At 69.9% G+C, this 19,364-nt stretch carries 15 protein-coding genes; 8 read left to right on the forward strand and 7 right to left on the reverse strand.

The annotated features are described in order from the left end of the window. Window positions 1-102: 102 nt before the first annotated feature. From sigJ to OG861_RS30735, 4 genes are all read right to left on the reverse strand, one after another. A complete protein-coding gene (sigJ, locus tag OG861_RS30720) occupies window positions 103-993 on the reverse strand; it encodes an RNA polymerase sigma factor SigJ (RefSeq protein WP_329191921.1) in 891 nt (296 codons plus the stop codon). Further along, on the reverse strand, window positions 990-2,180 hold the full coding sequence (locus tag OG861_RS30725) for an NAD(P)/FAD-dependent oxidoreductase (RefSeq protein ID WP_329375201.1): 1,191 nt from the start codon (window positions 2,178-2,180) through the stop codon (window positions 990-992). The genes sigJ and OG861_RS30725 overlap by 4 nt, the downstream gene beginning before the upstream one ends. 181 nt (window positions 2,181-2,361) lie before the next feature. Continuing rightward, the gene (locus OG861_RS30730) at window positions 2,362-2,739 is read right to left on the reverse strand and encodes a transposase family protein (protein WP_329191916.1); all 378 of its coding nucleotides are present in this window, start codon (window positions 2,737-2,739) and stop codon (window positions 2,362-2,364) included. A 386-nt stretch (window positions 2,740-3,125) separates the two neighbouring features. Further along, window positions 3,126-3,743 (reverse strand): TetR/AcrR family transcriptional regulator C-terminal domain-containing protein, encoded by a 618-nt coding sequence (locus tag OG861_RS30735; RefSeq protein WP_329191914.1) that lies wholly within the window; start codon window positions 3,741-3,743, stop codon window positions 3,126-3,128. 66 nt (window positions 3,744-3,809) lie between these two features. Here OG861_RS30735 and OG861_RS30740 point away from each other — a divergent pair, with 66 nt between their 5' ends. The 6 genes from OG861_RS30740 (at window position 3,810) to OG861_RS30765 (ending at window position 11,982) form a co-directional block, all read left to right on the forward strand. Next, window positions 3,810-5,090, forward strand: coding sequence for a beta-ketoacyl-[acyl-carrier-protein] synthase family protein (locus OG861_RS30740; protein ID WP_329191912.1), 1,281 nt, complete (start codon window positions 3,810-3,812; stop codon window positions 5,088-5,090). Between the two features lie 184 nt (window positions 5,091-5,274). Next, window positions 5,275-7,023 (forward strand): hypothetical protein, encoded by a 1,749-nt coding sequence (locus OG861_RS30745; protein ID WP_330261923.1) that lies wholly within the window; start codon window positions 5,275-5,277, stop codon window positions 7,021-7,023. 17 nt (window positions 7,024-7,040) lie between these two features. Continuing rightward, entirely contained in the window at window positions 7,041-8,441 is a 1,401-nt protein-coding gene (locus OG861_RS30750) for a Dyp-type peroxidase (protein ID WP_329191909.1), read from the forward strand. Next, window positions 8,438-9,604, forward strand: a complete 1,167-nt coding sequence (locus tag OG861_RS30755) for a hypothetical protein (protein ID WP_329191908.1) — start codon at window positions 8,438-8,440, stop codon at window positions 9,602-9,604. Before OG861_RS30750 ends, OG861_RS30755 begins: the two co-directional genes overlap by 4 nt. A 96-nt stretch (window positions 9,605-9,700) precedes the next feature. Next, window positions 9,701-10,081, forward strand: coding sequence for a hypothetical protein (locus tag OG861_RS30760; protein WP_330261924.1), 381 nt, complete (start codon window positions 9,701-9,703; stop codon window positions 10,079-10,081). A gap of 38 nt (window positions 10,082-10,119) precedes the next feature. Further along, a complete protein-coding gene (locus OG861_RS30765; RefSeq protein ID WP_330261925.1) occupies window positions 10,120-11,982 on the forward strand; it encodes a peroxidase family protein in 1,863 nt (620 codons plus the stop codon). 94 nt (window positions 11,983-12,076) lie between these two features. Here the strand turns inward: OG861_RS30765 and OG861_RS30770 are convergent, their stop codons facing one another. Continuing rightward, window positions 12,077-12,637 (reverse strand): TetR family transcriptional regulator, encoded by a 561-nt coding sequence (locus tag OG861_RS30770; protein WP_329191904.1) that lies wholly within the window; start codon window positions 12,635-12,637, stop codon window positions 12,077-12,079. 82 nt (window positions 12,638-12,719) lie between these two features. Between OG861_RS30770 and OG861_RS30775 the strand changes: the two genes are divergently transcribed. Further along, complete coding sequence (locus OG861_RS30775; RefSeq protein WP_329191902.1) at window positions 12,720-13,589, forward strand: patatin-like phospholipase family protein; 870 nt, start codon at window positions 12,720-12,722, stop codon at window positions 13,587-13,589. An 81-nt stretch (window positions 13,590-13,670) separates the two neighbouring features. Here the strand turns inward: OG861_RS30775 and OG861_RS30780 are convergent, their stop codons facing one another. Together OG861_RS30780 and OG861_RS30785 are read right to left on the reverse strand one after the other, a co-directional pair. Beyond that, a complete protein-coding gene (locus OG861_RS30780; protein ID WP_329191900.1) occupies window positions 13,671-16,262 on the reverse strand; it encodes a D-alanyl-D-alanine carboxypeptidase in 2,592 nt (863 codons plus the stop codon). Window positions 16,263-16,684: 422 nt separating this feature from the next. After that, window positions 16,685-17,041, reverse strand: coding sequence for a transglycosylase family protein (locus OG861_RS30785; protein ID WP_443056396.1), 357 nt, complete (start codon window positions 17,039-17,041; stop codon window positions 16,685-16,687). A gap of 938 nt (window positions 17,042-17,979) precedes the next feature. Between OG861_RS30785 and OG861_RS30790 the strand changes: the two genes are divergently transcribed. Then, window positions 17,980-19,125 carry a glycoside hydrolase family 64 protein gene (locus tag OG861_RS30790; protein ID WP_329191898.1) on the forward strand — a complete coding sequence of 382 codons (1,146 nt, stop codon included), beginning with the start codon at window positions 17,980-17,982 and terminating at the stop codon, window positions 19,123-19,125. Window positions 19,126-19,364 lie beyond the last annotated feature (239 nt).

Below are 19,364 nucleotides of genomic sequence, written 5' to 3' on the forward strand. Positions count from 1 at the left end.
GGTCAAACCGGGGTGAGCCCTGCAGCGGAAATCGACGTGGAGCCGCCGACGTCCGTCCGCCGGTGACGGACATGCGTGATTACACCTGATTGCCGCCTGCTCCTACCGGCTGATCCGACGGGGGACCGCCACCGCGAGGAGTTTGTCCGGATTGCGCATGGCGTAGAAATGGGTGATCTTCCCGTCGTCGGTCTCGATCAGGAAGACGCCTTCCAGGCGTTCGCCGCTGAGGACGAGGGCGGGCGTGTTGTTGCAGTTCACCCTCTCGATCCGCAAGTCCGCCAGCCGCTCCAGGCGGAACAGGCTCATGAGGACCGCGGCCACCCTCTCCGCTCCGACCACCGGCCGGCGTGCCGCGGTGGCTTTGCCGCCGCTGTCGGCGGTCCAGGTGACGTCCGGTGCGAGCAGCGAGAGCAGTCCGTCCAGGTCGCCGGTGGTCGCCGCGGTCAGGAACTGCTCGGTGATCCGCGCGGTCGTGACGGCATCGAGGGGCTCGAAGCGCTTGCGCCGCGCCCGTACGTGCTCACGGGCACGGTGCGCCACCTGACGCACCGTCGACACGGACTTGCCCACCGCCATGGCGACGTCTCGGAACTCGAAGCCGAACACCTCGCGCAGCACGAACACCGCACGCTCATCGGGGGTGAGTGTTTCGAGCAGCACGAGCATCGCCATCGAAACCGACTCGGCGAGCAGCACGTCGGCTGAGGCGTCGTTCTCGTCCAGGAGCAGCGGCTCGGGCAGCCACGGGCCGATGTAGTCCTCGCGGCGGCGCGCGCTCGTCCGCAAAGCGTTGAGTGCCTGTCGGGTCACCAGTTGGGCCAGATACGACTTGGTGTCCCGTACCGTCGCGAGGTCCACTTCGGCCCACCGGAGATAGCTGTTCTGCAGCACGTCGTCGGAGTCGGTCGCCGAGCCGAGGATCTCGTAGACGATCGTGAACAACAGCGGCCGCAGCAGGGTGAACCGCTCGGCGTGCTCGTCGGTGCTCACGGAGAGGTGGCCTTCCGCGCGGCGGAGTCCGCTCCCGAGGGACGCGGGCCGCCCTTCGGCCAGCCCATGGAACCCGGCTTGACCGCCTCGCGGCGGATCCGCTTCGCGACCACGAACCTGCAGGTCACCTCCTTGATCGCCGCTCCCGCGCGGCCGCCGATGTAGAGGTTCACCGCGGTGTCGTCCTTGCGGGCGAGCTGTCGGATGCCGGCACGCCGACCGAGGCTGACGCACGCCCCGGTGAAGGCCAGATCGATCACGGCTGGTTCGGTTCCCGCGATACGGCTCAGCACGGTGTCGGCAGCATGCGCCCCGAGCGGCCCGGCGGCGTAGCCGCTCATCCGCAATGGCTGTCCCGAGGGTGCGGCGGCGTCGCCGGCCGCGACGATGCGGTCGTCGTCGACGCTGGTCAGCGTCTCGTCGGTGAGCAACCGGCCGATCGGGTCGGTGCGCAGCCCGCTCTCCGCCGCCAGTTCCGGCACCCCGAAACCTGCCGTCCAGATCGCCAGCGCGCTCGGACGCACCCCACCGTCGGCAAGGACGACCGCGTCCTGTCGGACCTCGCTCACCGAGGCGGCCTCGAGTACGGCGACACCGTGCCGGGACAGCCACGTGGCGATGTACCGGCGGCCGGGCGCGCTGAACGTCGGCGCCAGGGTGCGCCCGCACACCAGCGTGATCCTGCGCCCTTGCTCGGCCAGCTCGGCGGCCGTCTCGATGCCGGTCAATCCGCCGCCCACCACGGTGACCGGAGCATCGAGGGGCAACTCCTCCAGCCTGGTACGCAGCCGCTGTGCGGACTTCAGCTCAGCGACGTCGTAGGCGAATTCGGTCGTGCCGGGCACCGATGCAGGTGTCGCTCCGGTGCTGCCGACCGCGTAGATCACATAGTCGTAGTCCAGTGTGCGTCCCGATGCCAGCCGTATCGTGCGGGCGGCGGCGTCGATGCGCGTGGCACTGTCGACGACCAGCTCGATGCCCTCGCCGAGCAGCGTGCCGTAGTCGATCGTGGCCTCGCCGGTACGGGCCACGAACTGATGCAGCCGGATGCGTTCGACGAACTCCGGGCGCGGATTGACCAAAGTGATGTCGACGTCGGGGCGTGCCCGCAGGCGGTTGGCCGCGAGCGTCCCGGCGTACCCACCGCCGATGACCACGACCTTGTTGGGGCTGCTGTGTTTGCTCATGCCCTCAAGACACCGTGTGCCGACGGAAACGTGACACCACGCGAAGTGACGTGCGTCACTTACGGGCTGAGCCGCGATTGATTTTGTCCGCAGGTCGCGGCAGCAGTTGCCGGCTCGTCGAGCAGCAGCCTGGCTGGCGCAGAGTCGATGTATACGAGCACGGACAGCACCCTGTGCCCTTCTACGAGAAACTGACGGGAAGCACCGCATCCCGTTTCGCCTTCGCCGGGGTCACCCTGGCAAGCGTCGGCCCCTGACGGCAGTCGCGGAGGATCTTCCAGTTCTTCATCCGGGCGAAGGTGTGCTCCACGCGGGCGCGGACGCGTCGGTGTTCGGCGTTGTGCTCTTCCTGGGCACGCAGGAGGGGCGGCCGGCTCGTCTGCGGTGCGGGAGGATGAGCCCGGGTGCCGAGGTAGGCCCCGCCTGCGATGGCTGTCGTTCCGGCGGCCCTGGCGGGCAGGTCCGACTCACGCCAGACGTGGGCGTCTGCCTTGTTTCCCGGCGCCGGGCGGGCGCTCGCGACGATCAGTCGGCTGTCCGTGTGGATGATGACCTGCACGTTCGCCGAGAATCGGTAGTTCCTCGACGAGGCGGCAAGGTGCGGTCGCGGACCGGAATCAAGGTGCCGTCCACGATCCACAACCGGTCCACGTCGGCCACCGGCCGCGGGGCCGGCTCCAGCGCCGGCAGCGGCCGCGCAACCGCTGGATCACACGGCAGACCGTTGCCGAGGAGACCCCAACCAGCAACACCCGTTCCGCCAGCGGCAGGCACCACGGACGGTCACTACCAGGACCGTTTCCGCCCCGCTCCCGGACCACCCTCACCAGCCTCGCGAACCGGTCGATCCGCAAGCCCGTGAACGTCTCCACCCACACCGGCTCAGCCCGCAACGCCCCACCCATAAATGGAAAATGCCCAAGCCTGAGCCTTCTGCAACAACCTTTAGCCGGGTTCGGGTCCGTCATGGATGGTCAATGCTCCGGCGAGGTCGAGGTCGGCGACAGTGCCGTTTGCTCCGGCGCGGACGAGCAGCACTGCGCCGAGCGCGGTGCTCCAGAACGTCCTGGCCTCCACGCTGAGCGGTCGACGGGTCCTCCAGCCGCGACTGTCGATGAGCTGGCTCACGAAGCGCTCGGATTGCCGGAACAGCAGCTGGAGGTGCTGGTCGACCACGGGAGCGAGTTCGGGCTTGGAGATCCCGGCGGCGAGTGCGCGCGCGACCGAGGGGAGCGAGGGCATGGCCAGGACGGCGCGGGCAACGTTGCGCCGGAATGCCGCCGCGTCGGGGGCCTGGCGCCCGATGCGCTCGATGCGTCGGGCGTCGTGCAGCAAGCCGAGAAAAGCGGCGTGCACGAGCAGCGCGTCCTTGGAGCCGAAGTAGTAGGTGACCTGATTCGGGAAGGCGTCTGCCGCTTTCGCGATCGCCGCGACGCTCAACTCGGCACCGGGCCGCTCCTTGCAGAGCTGTGCAGTGGCCTCGATCAGCCGGCGCCTGGTCGCGCGACCGCGGTCACGCGACCGACCCGGCGTTGATCGGGCTTCGGTTCGCTTCGTCTCCACGCCCAAATTGTATGTGATACAACAGGGTTTCGCTCGCTTGTATCGCATACAAGAAAGGTCCATGGAATGCACGGGACTGAAGTCGTAGTGACCGGACTCGGCGCCATCACGCCACTCGGTGGGGACGTGGTGTCCACCTGGGACGCCCTGCTCGCCGGCGAGTCCGGCATCCGCGGCGGCGTCCTGCCCGGCCACGAGGGCGCCGGCCTTCCCGGCGCCGTGGCGGGGACGATGGCGATCGACCCCGCTGCATCGCTGCCGCCGGTGCAGGCCAGGCGGCTCGACCGCTCGCAGCAGGCAGCCCTCACCGCGGCGGCGGAAGCATGGGCCGACGCCGGCGCCCCGGACGTGGACCCCGACCGGCTCGCATCGGCCATCGGCACGGGCATCGGGGGCATACGGACGCTGTTGAAGGAAGACGACGCACTGGAGGCGGCCGGGACCCGGCGCGTCTCGCCACGCACGGTCCCGATGCTCATGCCCAATGCCGCGGCGGCGCTGATCAGTATCGAGTACGGCGCACGGGCGGGGGTCTACACGCCCGTCTCGGCGTGCTCCTCCGGTGCCGAGGCGATCGCCCTGGGGGCCAGGCTCATCCGCGCCGGCGAGGCGGACGTGGTCATCGCGGGCGGGACCGAGGCCGCGATCACCCCCATCACCGTCGCCGGCTTCGCCCAGGCCCAAGCACTCTCGCGGCACACCGCTGAACCCGCCTCGGCGTCACGGCCGTTCGCCGCGGACCGCAGCGGATTCGTCCTCAGTGAAGGCGCGGCTGTCGTGGTGCTCGAAAGCGCCGAGCATGCCAACGCACGGGGCGCCCACGTCCACGCGGTGCTCGCGGGCGCCGGCATCGCCGCCGATGCCCACCACATCACGGCGCCCGCTCCCGACGGCTCCGGTCAGATCTCGGCCATGCGGAAAGCCCTCGCACAAGCCGGCTTGGCGCCCGAGCAGATCAGCCACATCAACGCCCACGCCACCGGCACACCAGTCGGCGACGTCGCCGAGGCACACGCGATCGGAGAGGTCTTCGGCCGCGCTACCGTCACGGCCCCCAAGGCGGCGCTCGGCCATCTCTTCGGCGCCGCCGGCGCGATCGAGGCGCTCATCGCCGTCCTCAGTGTGAAGCACGGCGTCATCCCGCCCACCCGCAACCTCACCGCGGCCGGCGTCGGTCCCGACATCGACCTGGATGTCGTCGCCGAGCGACGAGACGTCCCCCAGGAGGCCGTGCTCAGCAACTCCTTCGGCTTCGGCGGGCAGAACGTCTCGCTCATCGTCACCGGCGCACGGCACCACACGTCCCTTGCGGCAGGCGAGTCGCATGCGCAGCATCGTCGTACGTGACACCACCGCAGCGCGGTCGGCGTGAGCCGCCGCCCGGGGCATGACGCATGGCGAGGCTGCTCCGATCGGGACGATCAGAGCCCCGATCGGCGGCTTCCGTGACCTTGCGGCGCCCCCCGCCCCGCCGAAATGCCGGGAGGTGCGGGCTGAAATACGCTGGTGATGTGGCCCACGGAGGTGTGCGATGAGCCATGACACGGGGGCGGACGTCGATCAGCTGATGGCCCTTTCCCGCCCCGCTCTCGACGACCTGTTCCGCATGAGCCGCGCCGGCGGGATACCCGTCGGTGAGACGCGCGGCACGGTGCTCGTGGCGCGCGGGGCGATGGTGGCGAAGGTGGCGGCGCGGTGGGCACGGCTCCTCGCGTGGAAGGGCAAGGTCTTCGACGCCGAACGGGGTGAACTGCGCAACAGGGTCACGCCGCTCGGAGTGCGCGCGATACGGGCCAAGGTCTACCGGGGCGCGAGCCGGCTCGACAACGGGGAGTGCACCGTACTGGACTACTCCCGGACGTCGCTCCTCGCGCACTGGATCCGCGACGAGATCCGGGAGGTCAAGCCCGGCGTCTATCTCGGCATCGTCTACTGGGGGCGGCGCAAGGTCCTCAACTTCGCCCTGTCCTACCCCGGTTCGCCGGCACCGGCTTCGGCCCGCCGCGCGTCGCAGCAGATCGCCGTCACCATCGGGGCCACGCTGCCTCCGGAGCGGGTGGCCGAGGTGCAAGAGGTGTTGGCCGAGGCACATCGCAGGGGGACCGGGGGCGAGTTCCTCCCCTTCGCCGAGCTGGCGGGCGTCCACTTCGCTCGTGTGGTCCTCGTTCCCGAGGAAAAGGACCACGCCGGGCAGACGATGCCGGCGAGCATCGTCTACATGAGCGAGGTCGACGCTCCGATGGACGCGCACCTCGCCGACCTCGTCGGCAAGGCCGGCAGCGGACTGGAAAAGGTGTTCGGGCACTGCGAGGGCTATCCGCCGCCCCGAGAGCCGGATGCCACGCGGGTCGCCTGGCTACGGGCCCATGCCGTGCCCAGCTCGGCCTTCTACGTCAACACCGTCGGCCGGGGCCTGCACCGGATCCGGCAGGAGGACCGGCTGCGCGAGGCGATCCAGGAGTTCCTCGACCAGCGCGGCGCCGAGCCGGCCGGCGCGGATCCGGCACAGGTACGGGCCGCCATCCAGCGGTACGTCACCGGTCGCCCGGACCTGGCGTGGGCACGGGCGGGTCCCGCGCCGCCCACGCTGCGGTGGAGGATGCGGGAGGCGGCGCACCTCGTGGGGGTTCCGCTGGCCGCGATCGCCCTGCTGCCCGTCATCCTGATCGGCCTGCCGGTCTGGGTCGTGGTGCTGCGCCGGCACGAAAGGCGTGACGTCCCCAGCCGGGAGCGGCCCTCCCCCGACCACGTGGCCAGGCTGGCGGCCTGCGAGGACTTCGCCACGCAGAACCCGTTCACGGCAGTGGGCCTCGTCAAGTACGGCCGGTTCCGGCGGGCCACGCTGACCGGGGTGCTGTTCGCCGTCGACTACGGCGTGCGCCACTTCTTCAACCGGGGCAGCCTCGCCGGGGTCAAGACCATCCACTTCGCCCGCTGGCTGTTCATCGATGACAGACGGCGAGTGATCTTCGCGAGCAACTACGACGGCAGCCTGGAAAGCTACATGGACGACTTCATCGACAAGGTCGCCTGGGGCCTCAACGCCGTCTTCAGCAACGGCCACGGCTATCCGCGCACCAGGTGGCTCGTGCGGGACGGTGCCGAGGACGAACTCGCCTTCAAGCACTATCTGCGCTGCCACCAGTTGCCGACGCAGGTGTGGTACTCCGCGTACGACGCGCTGACCACGCGCAACCTCGACACCAACGCCCGCATCCGCGCCGGTCTCTTCGGAGAACTCGGCCCGGCCGAGACCCGGGCCTGGCTCGCCTTGTTCTAGAGAAGGGTGTGACGGTGATGACAGCAGCTGCGCGCCTGGAACTGGACGACATCCAGGGCCTCGTCGCACGCGGCTACAGCGCACTGGAGTCGGCCTGCTTCCTGCTGCTCACGGTGGACGACCCGGTTGTCGCACGCTCCGCGCTGGGACGACTCGCCCTGCTGGCGACGAGCGGCAGCGCGGAGCCACCGGAGTCGGCCCTGAACCTGGCCTTCACCTCGGAGGGCATGCGCCGCCTCGGACTGGACCCCAGCGAACTCGACGGATTCTCACATGAGTTCGTCTCGGGCATGACCGACCCCAACCGCTCCCGTCTCCTGGGAGACGTGGGGGAGAACGCGCCGAGCCACTGGCGCTGGGGTGGCCCCGACTCCCCGCCCGTGGACGTCCTCGCACTGTTGTACGCCCGGGACGAAGGGCGCCTGGACCGGCTGGAGTCGCAGGTTCGCCACGACGTCCTCGCCGGGGGCGGGCTCACCGAGGCCGTCCGCCTGGGCACGTCCCGGCTGACCGATCGCGAGCCCTTCGGCTTCCGTGACGGCATTTCCCAGCCGCTGGTCGAGGGGCTGTCGAAGGCCACCGCCGACGACGACGCGGTCAAGGCAGGGGAGTTCGTCCTCGGCTACGCCAACGAATACGGACTGCTCACCGACCGGCCGCTGCTGCCCGCCGCGTGCGACACCTTCGGCTTGCTGCCCCGCGCGCCCGACGGCGGCGGCGCCGCCGACTTCGGACGCAATGGAAGCTATCTGGTGTTCCGGCAGCTCAGGCAGGACGTCGCGGGCTTCCACCGGTACCTCGAAGAGGCGACGCGTCACCCCGACGGCGCCGACGATCCCGAGGCCCGCGAGGTGCTCGCGGCACGCATGGTCGGCCGCTGGCGCAGCGGCGCGCCACTGGTGCACGCGCCGCTGCGGGACGCCCCGAGCCTCGGCTCGGACAACGACTTCGGTTACTTCGCCACCGATCCGGAGGGCCTGAGCTGCCCCCTCGGCGCCCACGTCCGCCGGGCCAACCCGCGCGATTCGCTGGATCCCCGACCCGGATCGGCCCAGTCGGTCGCCATCGGCCGACGCCACCGGATCCTGCGCCGCGGCCGTGCGTACGGCGACGGGGACGGGGACAGAGGCCTGCACTTCCTGTGCCTGGGGGCGAACATCTCCCGCCAGTTCGAGTTCATCCAGCACACCTGGCTGAACAACGCCCACTTCAATGGGCTGTACGACGGCCCGGACCCGCTCGTCGCGGCCCGTCAGAACCACGATGCGACGTTCACCGTCCAGGCGAGGCCGGTCCGCACCCGCTACCGCGACCTGCCGCAGTTCGTCTCGGTCCAGGGCGGCGCCTACTTCTTCCTGCCCGGCCTCCAGGCGCTGCGCTACCTGTGCGAGGGCGCGCGACCGGGCGGACACCGGTGAACGCGCGACAGCGGCTCAACGACGCGGTCCTGGCCTGTGTTCGGCTTGAGCGGCGCATCGACCCCTACATCCGCCCCACGGCCGACCGCCTCCTCCGCGGGCCGGTCCAGACCCTGGTGCAGTGGTGCGTCAACGTCCGCCGCCACGACGAGCACCTGCGCATCGCCGAGGAGAGGTCACTGCCCGACGAAGCGGCCACCACCGAGGCCATTGCCCACCAGATGGCCCGGTTCATCATGCGCGAGTACACCCCCGGTACCGCCCAGCGAGCCGGAAACACCAAGACCTACGGCGTCGTCCACGGAGAGTTCACGGTGCCGGACGGGCTCCCCGAGCGGCTGCGCCACGGAGTGTTCAGCCACCCGGCGACGTACCGGGCCTGGGTCCGCTTCGCCGGTCCGGGCCCCCTCGCACCACCCGACATCCAGGACAACGGAGTGCTCAGCATCGCCGTCAAACTGCTGGGCGTCGACGGCGCGACACTGCTCGACGACGAGCGGGGCACCCAGGACTTCACGGGCATCACCACGCCCACGTTCACCACGCCGGACATCACCGAGAACCTCAAGCTGCAACAGCACGTCTACGCGGGCACCCCCGTCCTGTACTTCATCGGCCCCCGCCACCCGCACCTGTGCGACATGGTCATGCAGGGCCTGTACGCCAAAACCCACTCCAGCCCCCTGGAGGCGCGCTACTGGAGCTGCGTTCCGTACCTGCTCGGCGAAGGCCAGGCCATGCAGTACGCCATCGCCCCGCGCGACGGCGTGCGAAGCCGCGCCCCGTGGCACCCGGTCGACGACTACCTGCGCCAGGCCCTGGCCGCCACCCTGCGCGAGCGCGATGTCGTCCTCGACTTCCTCGTCCAACTGCAGACGGACCCCCACCGGATGCCGATCGAGAACGCCTCTGTGGTGTGGCCCGAGCGCCTGTCGCCCTTCGTGCCCGTTGCCACACTGCGGCTGCCGCGACAGGAGTTCGCCGGCGCGGAGCAGTTCGCGCTCGCCGATCGGCTGACCTTCAACCCTTGGCACGCCCTGCCCGAGCACCGCCCCCTCGGTAACCAGAACCGCGCCCGCCGTGCCGTCTACCTGCGCCTCTCACACCTCAGGCAAGCGATGAACGGTACCCCGCACACGGATCCCGGCACGACAGCCGCATGACGCGCGGACAGGCGCAATGTCTACTATCGTCGTATATGGGCCGGTAGTTCCCGCAGCGCCTCTTTCCCGCACTGTCCCTTCGGAAGGGTAATGGCCATGGACGCGCGCTCCTTCGCGCGATACAGCCTCGCCGGAATCCGGCTGGTGAACGGTGTGGCGGCGCTACTGGCCCCACAGGTGGTGGCCCGTCGGCTGGGGGCGGATGAAACGCAGCCGGCCCTCGGCCACGTCCTGCGCATGTTCGGTGTGCGAACGGTGTTCATCGGAGCCGAACTGCTGTTCCTCCAGGACCCGGGCCGGATCGCCCGGGCCTTGCGCGTCGGCACGGTCATCCACACCAGCGACGCGCTGTCGGCCGCCGCGGCCGGCCGGCGCGGCACGCTTCGGCCCCGGGCGGCGGCAGCCGCCACGGCGATCTCCTCGCTGAACGTCGCCCTCACGCTGGTGGCCCAGTGGCCGCGGCGGGGTCCGAACTGACCCCTTCGACCGAGTTGGCTGCCGAAAGGAACCCCACGATGCGAAAAGGCCCTTTCCACGCCCGGTCCCGTGCGAACCCGACGGTCCACGCCGACGGCAATGGCGCCTGCTCGCCGTTCGTGCGCCTGCACGACCAGCTGGCGCTGGCCGTCGACCGCAAGGTCGGCTGGCAGTGCCTGCCCAAGCCGCTCGGCCTGCTGACCCTCATGGGCCTGCGCGACAATCTGCGCCGCAACAACCTCCACGACACCAGCGGCTACCCCGCGCAGGGGGTGCCCGACATCGAGCCGCCGGCCGCACGGCACCTCACCGAGCGCACCGCCGACGGCTCCTACAACGACCTCGACAACCCGCGCATGGGCATGGCGCACTCCCGTTTCGGGCGCAACGTCCCGCCGGACGTGACCTTTCCCGAGCCGGAGCCGCAGATCCTCACTCCCAGCCCGCGCGAGGTCAGCCGTACGCTCCTCACCCGGGACGAGTTCATCCCTGCCACGTCCGTCAACGCACTGGTCGCCGCATGGCTGCAGTTCATGATCCGCGACTGGGTCAGCCACGGACAGGGTGCCATCGACGACCCCTGGCGGATCGAACTCGAGGGCGACGACCTCTGGCCGACGCCACCGATGCTCGTGCCCCGGACCCTCCCCGACGCCACCCGCAGCGAAGGCGGCGACGGCCTGCCGCCGACGCACATCAACGAGAACTCGCACTGGTGGGACGCCTCCCAGCTCTACGGGAGCGACCTCGCGACCCAACGGCGGCTGCGCTCGGGCGCGCACGGCAAACTCAAAGTTGCACGCGACGGCAGGCTGTTCCCCGATGCCCCGGAGCTGGATCCCGCGAACACTCCCGGCTTCTGGCTGGGCCTGCTGATGATGCAGTACGTGTTCATCCTGGAGCACAACACCATCTGCGACCGGCTGCGCCGGGAGTTCCCCGCCTGGTCGGACGAACAGCTCTTCCAGCGGGCGCGCCTGATCAACGCCGCGCTCATTGCCAAGATCCACACCGTGGAGTGGACCCCCGCCGTCATCAGCCACCCGACGACCGTGGCCGCGCTGCGCGCCAACTGGTACGGCCTGCTGGGCGAACGGGTGCAACGGCTGCTCGGCAGGATCAGCAGGAACGAGCTGCTCAGCGGCATCGTGGGCGGCAGCACCGATCACTTCGGCGTCCCGTACGCCCTCACCGAGGAGTTCGTGGCGGTCTACCGGATGCACCCCCTGGTGCCCGATGACTGGAGCTTCCGCTCGGCCCTGGACGACTCGCTGCTCCAGGAGACGGATTTCCGGGAACTGACCGGCAGGCGCGCGTACGAGGTGTTCGCCGGCCACGAGCTGCCGGACCTCTTCTACTCCTTCGGCACCTCGCACCCCGGCCTCGTGACCCTGCACAACTACCCCAAGTTCCTCCAGGAGTTCCAGCGCCCGGACGACAAGCTCATGGACCTGGCGGCCGTCGACGTGCTGCGCATACGCGAGATGGGCGTGCCCAGGTACAACGAGTTCCGGCGTCGGCTCCACCTGGAGCCCGCCGCCGACTTCGCGGCGCTGACGGACAACCCGGTCTGGGCCGAGGAGATGCGCCGGCTCTACGACAACGACATCGAACGCGTGGACCTGATGGTGGGCATGTACGCAGAGCCCCGCCCCAAGGGCTTCGCCTTCAGCGACACGGCCTTCCGGATATTCGTCCTCATGGCCTCACGCAGGCTCAACAGCGACCGATTTCTGACCAGGGACTACACGCCACAGGTGTACACGCAGACCGGCCTGGACTGGATCGAGAACAACAGCATGACCAGCGTGATGCTGCGCCATTTCCCGGAACTGCGCTCAGCCCTGCGGTCCGTGGACAACGCCTTCACCCCGTGGACGACGCTCCGGCCCCCCGCATGAGGCTCCGCCCTTGGGCCTTCCCCAGCCCGGCAGCGGTGTTCTCGGCGCCCGGGACGACCGCCCCTTCGTCGTCACTCTGATCGTTGGTCTCGATTCAATGCCGCAGGAGTTCGCAGAAGCGGTCCAGGGCGCGGTCGGTGCGGCGGCGGTCGGCTGTGGTCGTGAGATCGAACAGGAGACCACGGATGACGGCCATGACCAGCGTGGGAGTGACAGAGTCGTCAGGGCCGGTGGCGATGTCGCGGAACGTGGAGCCGAGGATGTCGAACCAGTCCGTGATCGCCTCGGCCCGGTCCGGGTAGTTCTCGGGGTGAGCCAGGCCGTCGGCGTGCACCTCGAAGAACAGCCGGACGAACGGGGCGCGCTCCGGTGCGCTGATCCAGGCCCAGATGCCGCGCAGTCGTTCCTCCGCAGAGGCCGCCTCCGGAGGGAGGTTCTCGGCCAAACGTGTCGCACCGCGGCGGCGGGCCTCGGCCAGGACGGCAGCTACCAACTCCTGTTTGCTGCCGAAGTCATAGAGCAGCATCCGCGGACTGGTATCGAGAGCCGCAGCCAACGGCCGCAGGCTCAAACCGGCCAGACCGTGCGCCAGCACGTAATCGGTCGCCCGCGCCAGCGTGGCCTCCCGCCGGGCGGGATCCGGGGGTCGTCCCACGGTGAACCATCCTCTCCGTACTGCCGGTCTGAGCCTGCGTCAGTATATGGTACGACTGTTTCAATAACGGGAGGAGACAGTCATGCACACGCTCGACCGGGCACTCGCACTGGGCGCCGGAGGGCCCGTCGGCGCGGCCTGGATGGCAGGACTGGCCTGCGGACTGCGCCGCGGCGGGGTGGATCTCAGCGAGGCAGATCTGATCGTCGGCACCTCGACCGGCGCGATCATCGGTGCAGTGCTGGCCACCGGTCAGGACCCCGGCCGGCTCGCCACTCCTGTGCGCCCCGCCGACTCCGACGGCACCCCGCCCCAGGTGGACGGGCGCCGACTGGGCGAGGCGTTCGCCGTGCTTCGCAATGCCGCCGCGAACCCGTCCGAGGCGCGGCGCCGAGTGGGCCAGATCGCGCTCGCCGCCGAGACCGGCCCCGAGCAGGCACACATCGCCCGGATGCGCGCCCTGGCCGGCGCAGACCAGTGGCCGGACCGGAAGCTGCTCATTACCGTGCTGGACGCTGAGACCGGCGAGCAGGAGGTCTTCGACCGTGCCAGTGGCGCCCCGCTGCCCTCCGCCGTGGCGGCAAGCACGGCCTTCCCGGGCATCTACCCGCCGATCACCGTCAACGGCCGCCGATACATGGACGGCTCCCTGCGATCGGCTACCAACGCCGGACTCGCAGCCGGAGCCCGCACGCTCGTCGTGATCGACCCACAAGCGCACCTCTTTCCCCGCGAGTTGCTCGACCAGGAGCTGGCGGTCGCCGGGGCGCACACAGCGGTCGCCATCGAGCCCGATCCGGCATCAATACGCGCGTTCGGCTCAGACCTGAACGACCGCAGGGCTTGGGAACCGGCGTACCAGGCGGGTCTGCGCCAAGCCGCCGATGCCGCGGAGAAGCTCCGCCTCGCATGGGAGACCCGATCCGACACGGACGGAGCGCCCCGACGGTGACGAGCCACCGCACCACCGGAACAGCCCCACCACAGTCGCGGAGCATAGCGCTCCGCAACTGTGGGCCTCGGGGGACCGCGTTCAGGAGAGACGGGTCACCCGGGTGGCGAACGACGGTTCGGCGAGCCGGGTGCCGACCGCCACCGGCACGGTCTTCGAGCCGGGGCCGTCGCCCACCGTCAGCACGGCCACCTCGGTGCCGGTCTTGGCCTCGTGGGGTACGGACTTGCCGCCGGCCGTGCCGAGCGTGAACCGCAGCCGCTGGCCCGGCACACCGATCACGGCGAGGTCCTTCGTCGCGACGAGCGGGGTCCGGCCGCCGAGCCCGTCGGAGACGTAACCGACCGTCTGCCCCTTGTGGATCACGGGAGCGGCGGTGAGGGCCTTACGGACCGCCTCGATGACCTTGCGGCTGTTCTTCAGCACCAGCTTCAGGCTTTCCCGGCCGTCTTCGTCCGGGCCGTCCACGTGCTGGTCCATCATCGTGCCGAGGATCAGCGGGGTGTCACCGCCGACGGGCTGGTCCGCGGCCCACATCAGGGTGCCGCCGGCCGGGGTGCTGGACCCCGTCTTGATGCCGATGTTGCGCAGACCTTTGACCGAGAGCAGGTCGTTGCTGTTGTCGATCGGCTCGGGCAAGCCCTCGATCTTGGCGTGGTCCATCGCCACGATCACGCGGAACGTCTCCTCCTGCATCACCGCTTCGGCGAGCTTGAGCTGGTCGACGGCGGTGCTGACGGTGCCGGAGTTCAGACCGCTGGCGTCCGTGTACGTGGTGTCGCGCATCCCGAGTTCCTTCGCGGCGGCGTTCATCTTCGCGACGAAGGCCGCCCCGTCGTTCCCGCTGTCCCAACGAGCGAGCAGGCGGGCGATGTTGTTGGCGGACGGGAGCATCATCATCTTGAGCATGTCCCGCTCACTGAACTTCTGTCCGGCGGTGAGCCCTTCGGCCCGCGACTCGTGATCGGAGTTGCCCTCGGCGACCGCCTTGGCGTCGACCTCGATGAGGGGGCCGGGGTCGCCCTTGCGCAGCGGATGGTTCTTGAGGATGACGTACGCCGTCATCACCTTTCCCACGCTGGCCGTCGGCACCGGCTTCTGCTCGCCGAACGTGCCGATGTCGCCGGAGCCCGGGATGCGGACGGCCGCCTGGCCCTCGGCCGGCCAGGGGATGGCGGTCGTGCCGTCCAGGGTGACCGAGTCCTGCGTGGCGACGAGTTGGGGGGTGGGAAGCGGGCGCAGCATCTGACCTCCCGCGACGGCGGCGGCGAGCAGCAGCACGATCGGGGTCCACACCTTGACGCGGCGCACGAGGGTGCGGCGCGGGGTCTCCGGAGGGAGAGCGGTGGGGGTGAGCTCGGCGAGCAGTTCGAGGGGCGGGCGGGGGGTCTCGCGGGTGGGTTCGAGGACCGGCGGTTCGGGCGCGGGCTCCGGCGGCGATGCGGGCTTGGTGGCGTCGGGGGCCTTGAGAACGCCGAACTGGCTGGTGCGCTCCGGGTCGTGCGGCTGCGCCGCCGCGCGGGTACCGGTCGGCTTCTCGGCGGCGAGGTCGGCGCCCGCGTCGTTCGGCTTCCGCAGCGCGGGCGCCTCGTCCCCCTCGGTCGCCTGCCGGTCGCCGGTCCCGTCCTCGGGCCGCTCGGCCACCTCCTCCGGGTCGGGGGAGGGGGAGCAGGCACCGGCCTTGTCCCGCGATTCCCCGGCGGCCTGCCGGGCGTCCGCCCTCTTGTCGACTCCGTCCTTCCGGGGCCCGCCCTCGGGCCCGGATATACCGGCCCGGCCGCCGTCGGTAGGCGGGGCGCCCGCCTCGCCGTCGCCGGGGGCCCGCGCGCCCGCCAGGGTGGCCGTTCCGCGGGCCTCGGCGCGCGCCGGGGTGTCGTCCTCCTCCGGCTGATCGTCCCCCTTGGCCCACGAAGGGCGTCGCGCCGGTGCGGTGTCGTCCGGGGCGTCCGCGCGCTTCGCGCCGCCGTCGGCCGTGGCGGACGCGCCGCCATCGGTGCCCCGCGCTCCTGCGTCGGCACCCTGAGGGTCGGGGACGTCGTCCTGAGCGACGCGGCCCTCGTCCTCCACACGTACGTCCGCCCCTGAACCGGAGCCCACGCCGGCCGGGATCTCCTCGTCGCGGGCGTCGGCCCGCGCGGTGGGGGACCCGTCGTTCCCGGGGACGGGCGTGTCCGCGGGAGGCTCCGCGCTTACGGGCCTGGTCTTGCCTACGGTTTCCCGGCCGGGGGAGTCGGCCTGCGCCGGGCGGGTGTGCCCGTCCGCAGGGGTGCCCTCTTCTTCGTCGGTGTCGGTGTCGGTGTCGGTGTCGGTGTCGGCGGCGGTGTCCGCGTCCACGGCTTCGGCCTTGGCCGGGGTCTCCCGCTCGGGTGCGCGCCTCCCCGAAGCGGTGTCAGTCTCCAGCGGTTCCCCGTCGTCCCGGGTCCTCCGTACCGCGGAGTCCTCGTCAGCAGCCGCGGACGACGCCTCGGCCTCCCCTTCCCCGGCGGCCGGCTCGCTCTCGGAAGCGGTGCCGGAGCTCGGCTCCGCCCCGGTCGGCTTCCGCCCGGTGACCGGTTCGTCGGCGTCGTCCCCCTCCGGCCCGGCCGGGGCTTCGGTATCGGCGTCGACCCCCTCCCGCCCGGCCAGGGCAAGCGTGTCGCCCGTTCCGTCGCCCGCCACCGTTTCCGCCTTCATCCACGTCCACCTTGCTGTTCACGCCCGGCTCCGCCGGTCTCACCGTCACGTCGCGCGTGCCCGTCCCGGGCCCGTTGATCAAGTAGATGTTCGACCCGGCTCCCGCGTTCCATCCTCGCCGGTACGGGCGCCCGAAGGATGGACAAGCCTGGTGCGAAGATCGCCCTAGAGCTACCGTCCGCCCTGTCTCTCTACGCGTCAGAGGCGGCTCGCCGCTTGGACGGAAGCACCGGAAGCAGCAGGGAAGGGAACGGGGGACCTGCACGCCGGCCTCGCGCTTGAACCGCTCGTGCGGGGCGTCCCGCCGGTCCGGTCCCGAGCGATGACCCCGCAGGCGGTGTCCCGGCAGGCTCCATGCAGGCAAGGGCTGCGACCATGTCCACAGGACATCATCCTCGTGGCCGCGGCTGCCTCGATGCTCCCTACCGGCGGGCGCAGCTCCAAGCCCCCATTCCCTGTATGGCCGCCAGCCTTTTGGCAGTGGTGATCTGCTCCTTCTTCGTGGCCAGGTCGGCTCGCCTGGCATATCTGTGGCCCCCGGCGGCTTTCCAGCTCGACTGGGTGAACTGCAGGCCGCCGTAGTGGCCATTGCCCGTGTTGGCGTGCCAATTGCCACCCGATTCGCACTGGGCGATTGCATCCCAGTTGACGCGGGGCTTGAAGGGGTGGATGGCCGCATGGGCGCTCGGATCGGTCAGGGCGGTCTGGTAGAGGAGCGCGGCGCAGAGTAGTGCGAGGAGGGCGCTTGCGGTTCGCCGGCTCACTTGAATAGGAGACATCGGTCTTCCTTTACGGTCTGAACGGCCGGCCCACATATCCGGCCGCTCTGCTTACGGTCGTCAGGCCATGGCTTATGCGCAGGCGCCGGCGAATCGGGTGGCGCCCGGCGGAAGGTCGTCGACGAGGCGCCGCCTTTCGACTCATCACTTGTGGTCGGGGGGTGGGGCATCGGAGTCGTGGGTAACAGGCCACGTCACCACCCCTGTCGCCTGCTTCGCCGAAGCCGAACCGGTTGACCGCCTCAAGCGGGCCCGGACGGCCGGCCTTCTGGAAGAACTGCGCCGACTCTTGCACCGGATACCACGAGCCGTTGTCGTGTCTCAGCCCGCCAAACGGCTGCTGGCGAGCGAGGTGTGATGTAAGGTCCGGCGGCCGGAACGGGGAAGGTGCTGGAGGTCCACCTCGCGCTGCTGCCGGCCCATTGTTGTGCTCTTCGTGGGAATTGAAGCCTGCACGTCCACTTGCCCGCTGTGTCTCTGAGCCGGACGCGGTGGATGTCAACTCTCGCGCGCTGCGGAACCACTGCTGAGTAGTTAGTAATTGTCATAGTCCAGTAACGCTTCGCGATGCCTGACAGGATGTACTCCAATGAGGTGGTGAAGGTCTTGTAAAGCGCGTTTGACAGGTATCTTTTATCATTTTTTGTTCCCGATGTCGTGGATGCGCATCGGTGCTGTGCGCGGCTGGTCGGCCGAGGGCGGTAAGTAGTCCTCCGCCATGGCCTCCGGCGGTACGACTTCCGGCCATGGCTCGGAACGGGGACCCCCGGCCACGTCAAGGGCATTGACAGAAGATGAACACATTCGGACGCTGGGAGCGCTCTCAGGCTTCAATACGCCCATCCCTGTCCCGCCGCCCCCCACCTTGGCGGGCCCCCCACGCAAGGAGGAAGAGAGTGTTCCGCTTAACGAGATCCCTCGTATCCGCTGTCTCGGCGATGGTGGGAGCCGCCGGTCTCCTGTTCATCGGGCCCTCGTCGTCCGCAGAGGCCGTACCGGCGACCATCCCGTTCACGATCAAGAACACCTCGGCCCGCAGTGAGCCGGTCTACCTCTACAACCTGGGCACCCTGCTCGCGTCGGGCCAGCAGGGCTGGGCCGACGCCAACGGCACGTTCCACCCCTGGCCCGCGGGGGGCAATCCGCCGACCCCCGCGCCCGACGCGTCGATCGCGGGTCCGGCCAACGGGCAGACCAAGACGATCCGGCTGCCCAAGTTCTCGGGACGGGTCTACTTCTCCATCGGCCAAAAGATCGTCTTCAAGGTCAGCACCGGAGGCCTGGTGCAACCTGCCGTGCAGAATCCCTCGGACCCCAACCGGGGCATCCTGTTCAACTGGTCCGAATACACGCTCAATGACGCCGGACTGTGGATCAACAGCAGCCAGGTCGACATGTTCTCGGCTCCCTACGCGGTGGGCGTGAAGGCGGTCGACGGCACGGTCAAGAGCACCGGTCGGCTCAAGCCGGGCGGGTACAGCGCCGTCTACGGCCGGCTGCGCTCGGCCGGCTGGGGCGGATTGATCCAGAGCCGCCCCGACGGCACACCGGTGCGGGCACTCTCGCCCGGCCACGGTATCGAAGCGGGCGGAATCCCGGCCGACGCCATGAACGACTACATCAACCGGGTCTGGAGCAAGTACAGCAGTTCCACGCTCACCGTGACACCGTTCGTGAACGAGCCGAACACCAAGTACTACGGTCGGGTCTCGGGCGACGTCATGAACTTCACCAACGGCTCGGGAGCGGTGGTCACCAGCTTCCGGAAGCCGGACTCCGACAGCGTCTTCGGCTGCTACAAACTCCTGGACGCACCCAACGACACCGTTCGCGGTCCGATCTCCCGCACCCTGTGCGCGGGCCTCAACCGGTCGACGCTCCTGACGAACCCGAACCAGCCCGATGCGAACGGCACCGACTTCTACCGCGATGCCTTCTGCAACCACTACTCCCGCATCATCCACGAACAGATGGCTGACGGTAAGGCGTACGGCTTCGCCTTCGACGACGTGGGCGCTCACGAGTCACTCGTCCACGACGGCGATCCCCAAGAGGCCTTCATGACACTGGAACCGCTCGACTAGGACGTCTCCGGGCCGTTCTCGCCCCTCCGCGCCGTCACCGGGCGGAGCTCTGCGGCCGGCGAAGTCGACGCCGGCCGCAGGAAGCGCCCGGCGGAGAGCTTCTCGATCCGTTCCGGGTGGGTGTGACGCGCCACCGCCGGATGGGACCGCGCGGATGGCGCGGCGGGGTCGAGGGGCATGAGGGCGAGGCGGGTGCGCTGAGTGGGTCCTGCGCTGCCTCGTGTAGGGCGCGCATCGAT

Source organism: Streptomyces sp. NBC_00539 (assembly GCF_036346105.1).
GTDB lineage: Bacteria > Actinomycetota > Actinomycetes > Streptomycetales > Streptomycetaceae > Streptomyces.

Bases quoted from the DNA above. Each gene is read 5' to 3' on its own strand.
- OG861_RS30780 (WP_329191900.1), bottom strand. From the start codon at position 16,262: ATGAAGGCGGAAACGGTGGCGGGCGACGGAACGGGCGACACGCTTGCC.
- OG861_RS30750 (WP_329191909.1), top strand. From the start codon at position 7,041: ATGACAGCAGCTGCGCGCCTGGAACTGGACGACATCCAGGGCCTCGTC.
- OG861_RS30790 (WP_329191898.1), top strand. From the start codon at position 17,980: ATGGTGGGAGCCGCCGGTCTCCTGTTCATCGGGCCCTCGTCGTCCGCA.
- OG861_RS30765 (WP_330261925.1), top strand. From the start codon at position 10,120: ATGCGAAAAGGCCCTTTCCACGCCCGGTCCCGTGCGAACCCGACGGTC.
- OG861_RS30725 (WP_329375201.1), bottom strand. From the start codon at position 2,180: ATGAGCAAACACAGCAGCCCCAACAAGGTCGTGGTCATCGGCGGTGGG.
- OG861_RS30760 (WP_330261924.1), top strand. From the start codon at position 9,701: ATGGACGCGCGCTCCTTCGCGCGATACAGCCTCGCCGGAATCCGGCTG.
- OG861_RS30745 (WP_330261923.1), top strand. From the start codon at position 5,275: ATGAGCCATGACACGGGGGCGGACGTCGATCAGCTGATGGCCCTTTCC.
- OG861_RS30775 (WP_329191902.1), top strand. From the start codon at position 12,720: ATGCACACGCTCGACCGGGCACTCGCACTGGGCGCCGGAGGGCCCGTC.
- OG861_RS30785 (WP_443056396.1), bottom strand. From the start codon at position 17,041: ATGTCTCCTATTCAAGTGAGCCGGCGAACCGCAAGCGCCCTCCTCGCA.
- OG861_RS30740 (WP_329191912.1), top strand. From the start codon at position 3,810: ATGCACGGGACTGAAGTCGTAGTGACCGGACTCGGCGCCATCACGCCA.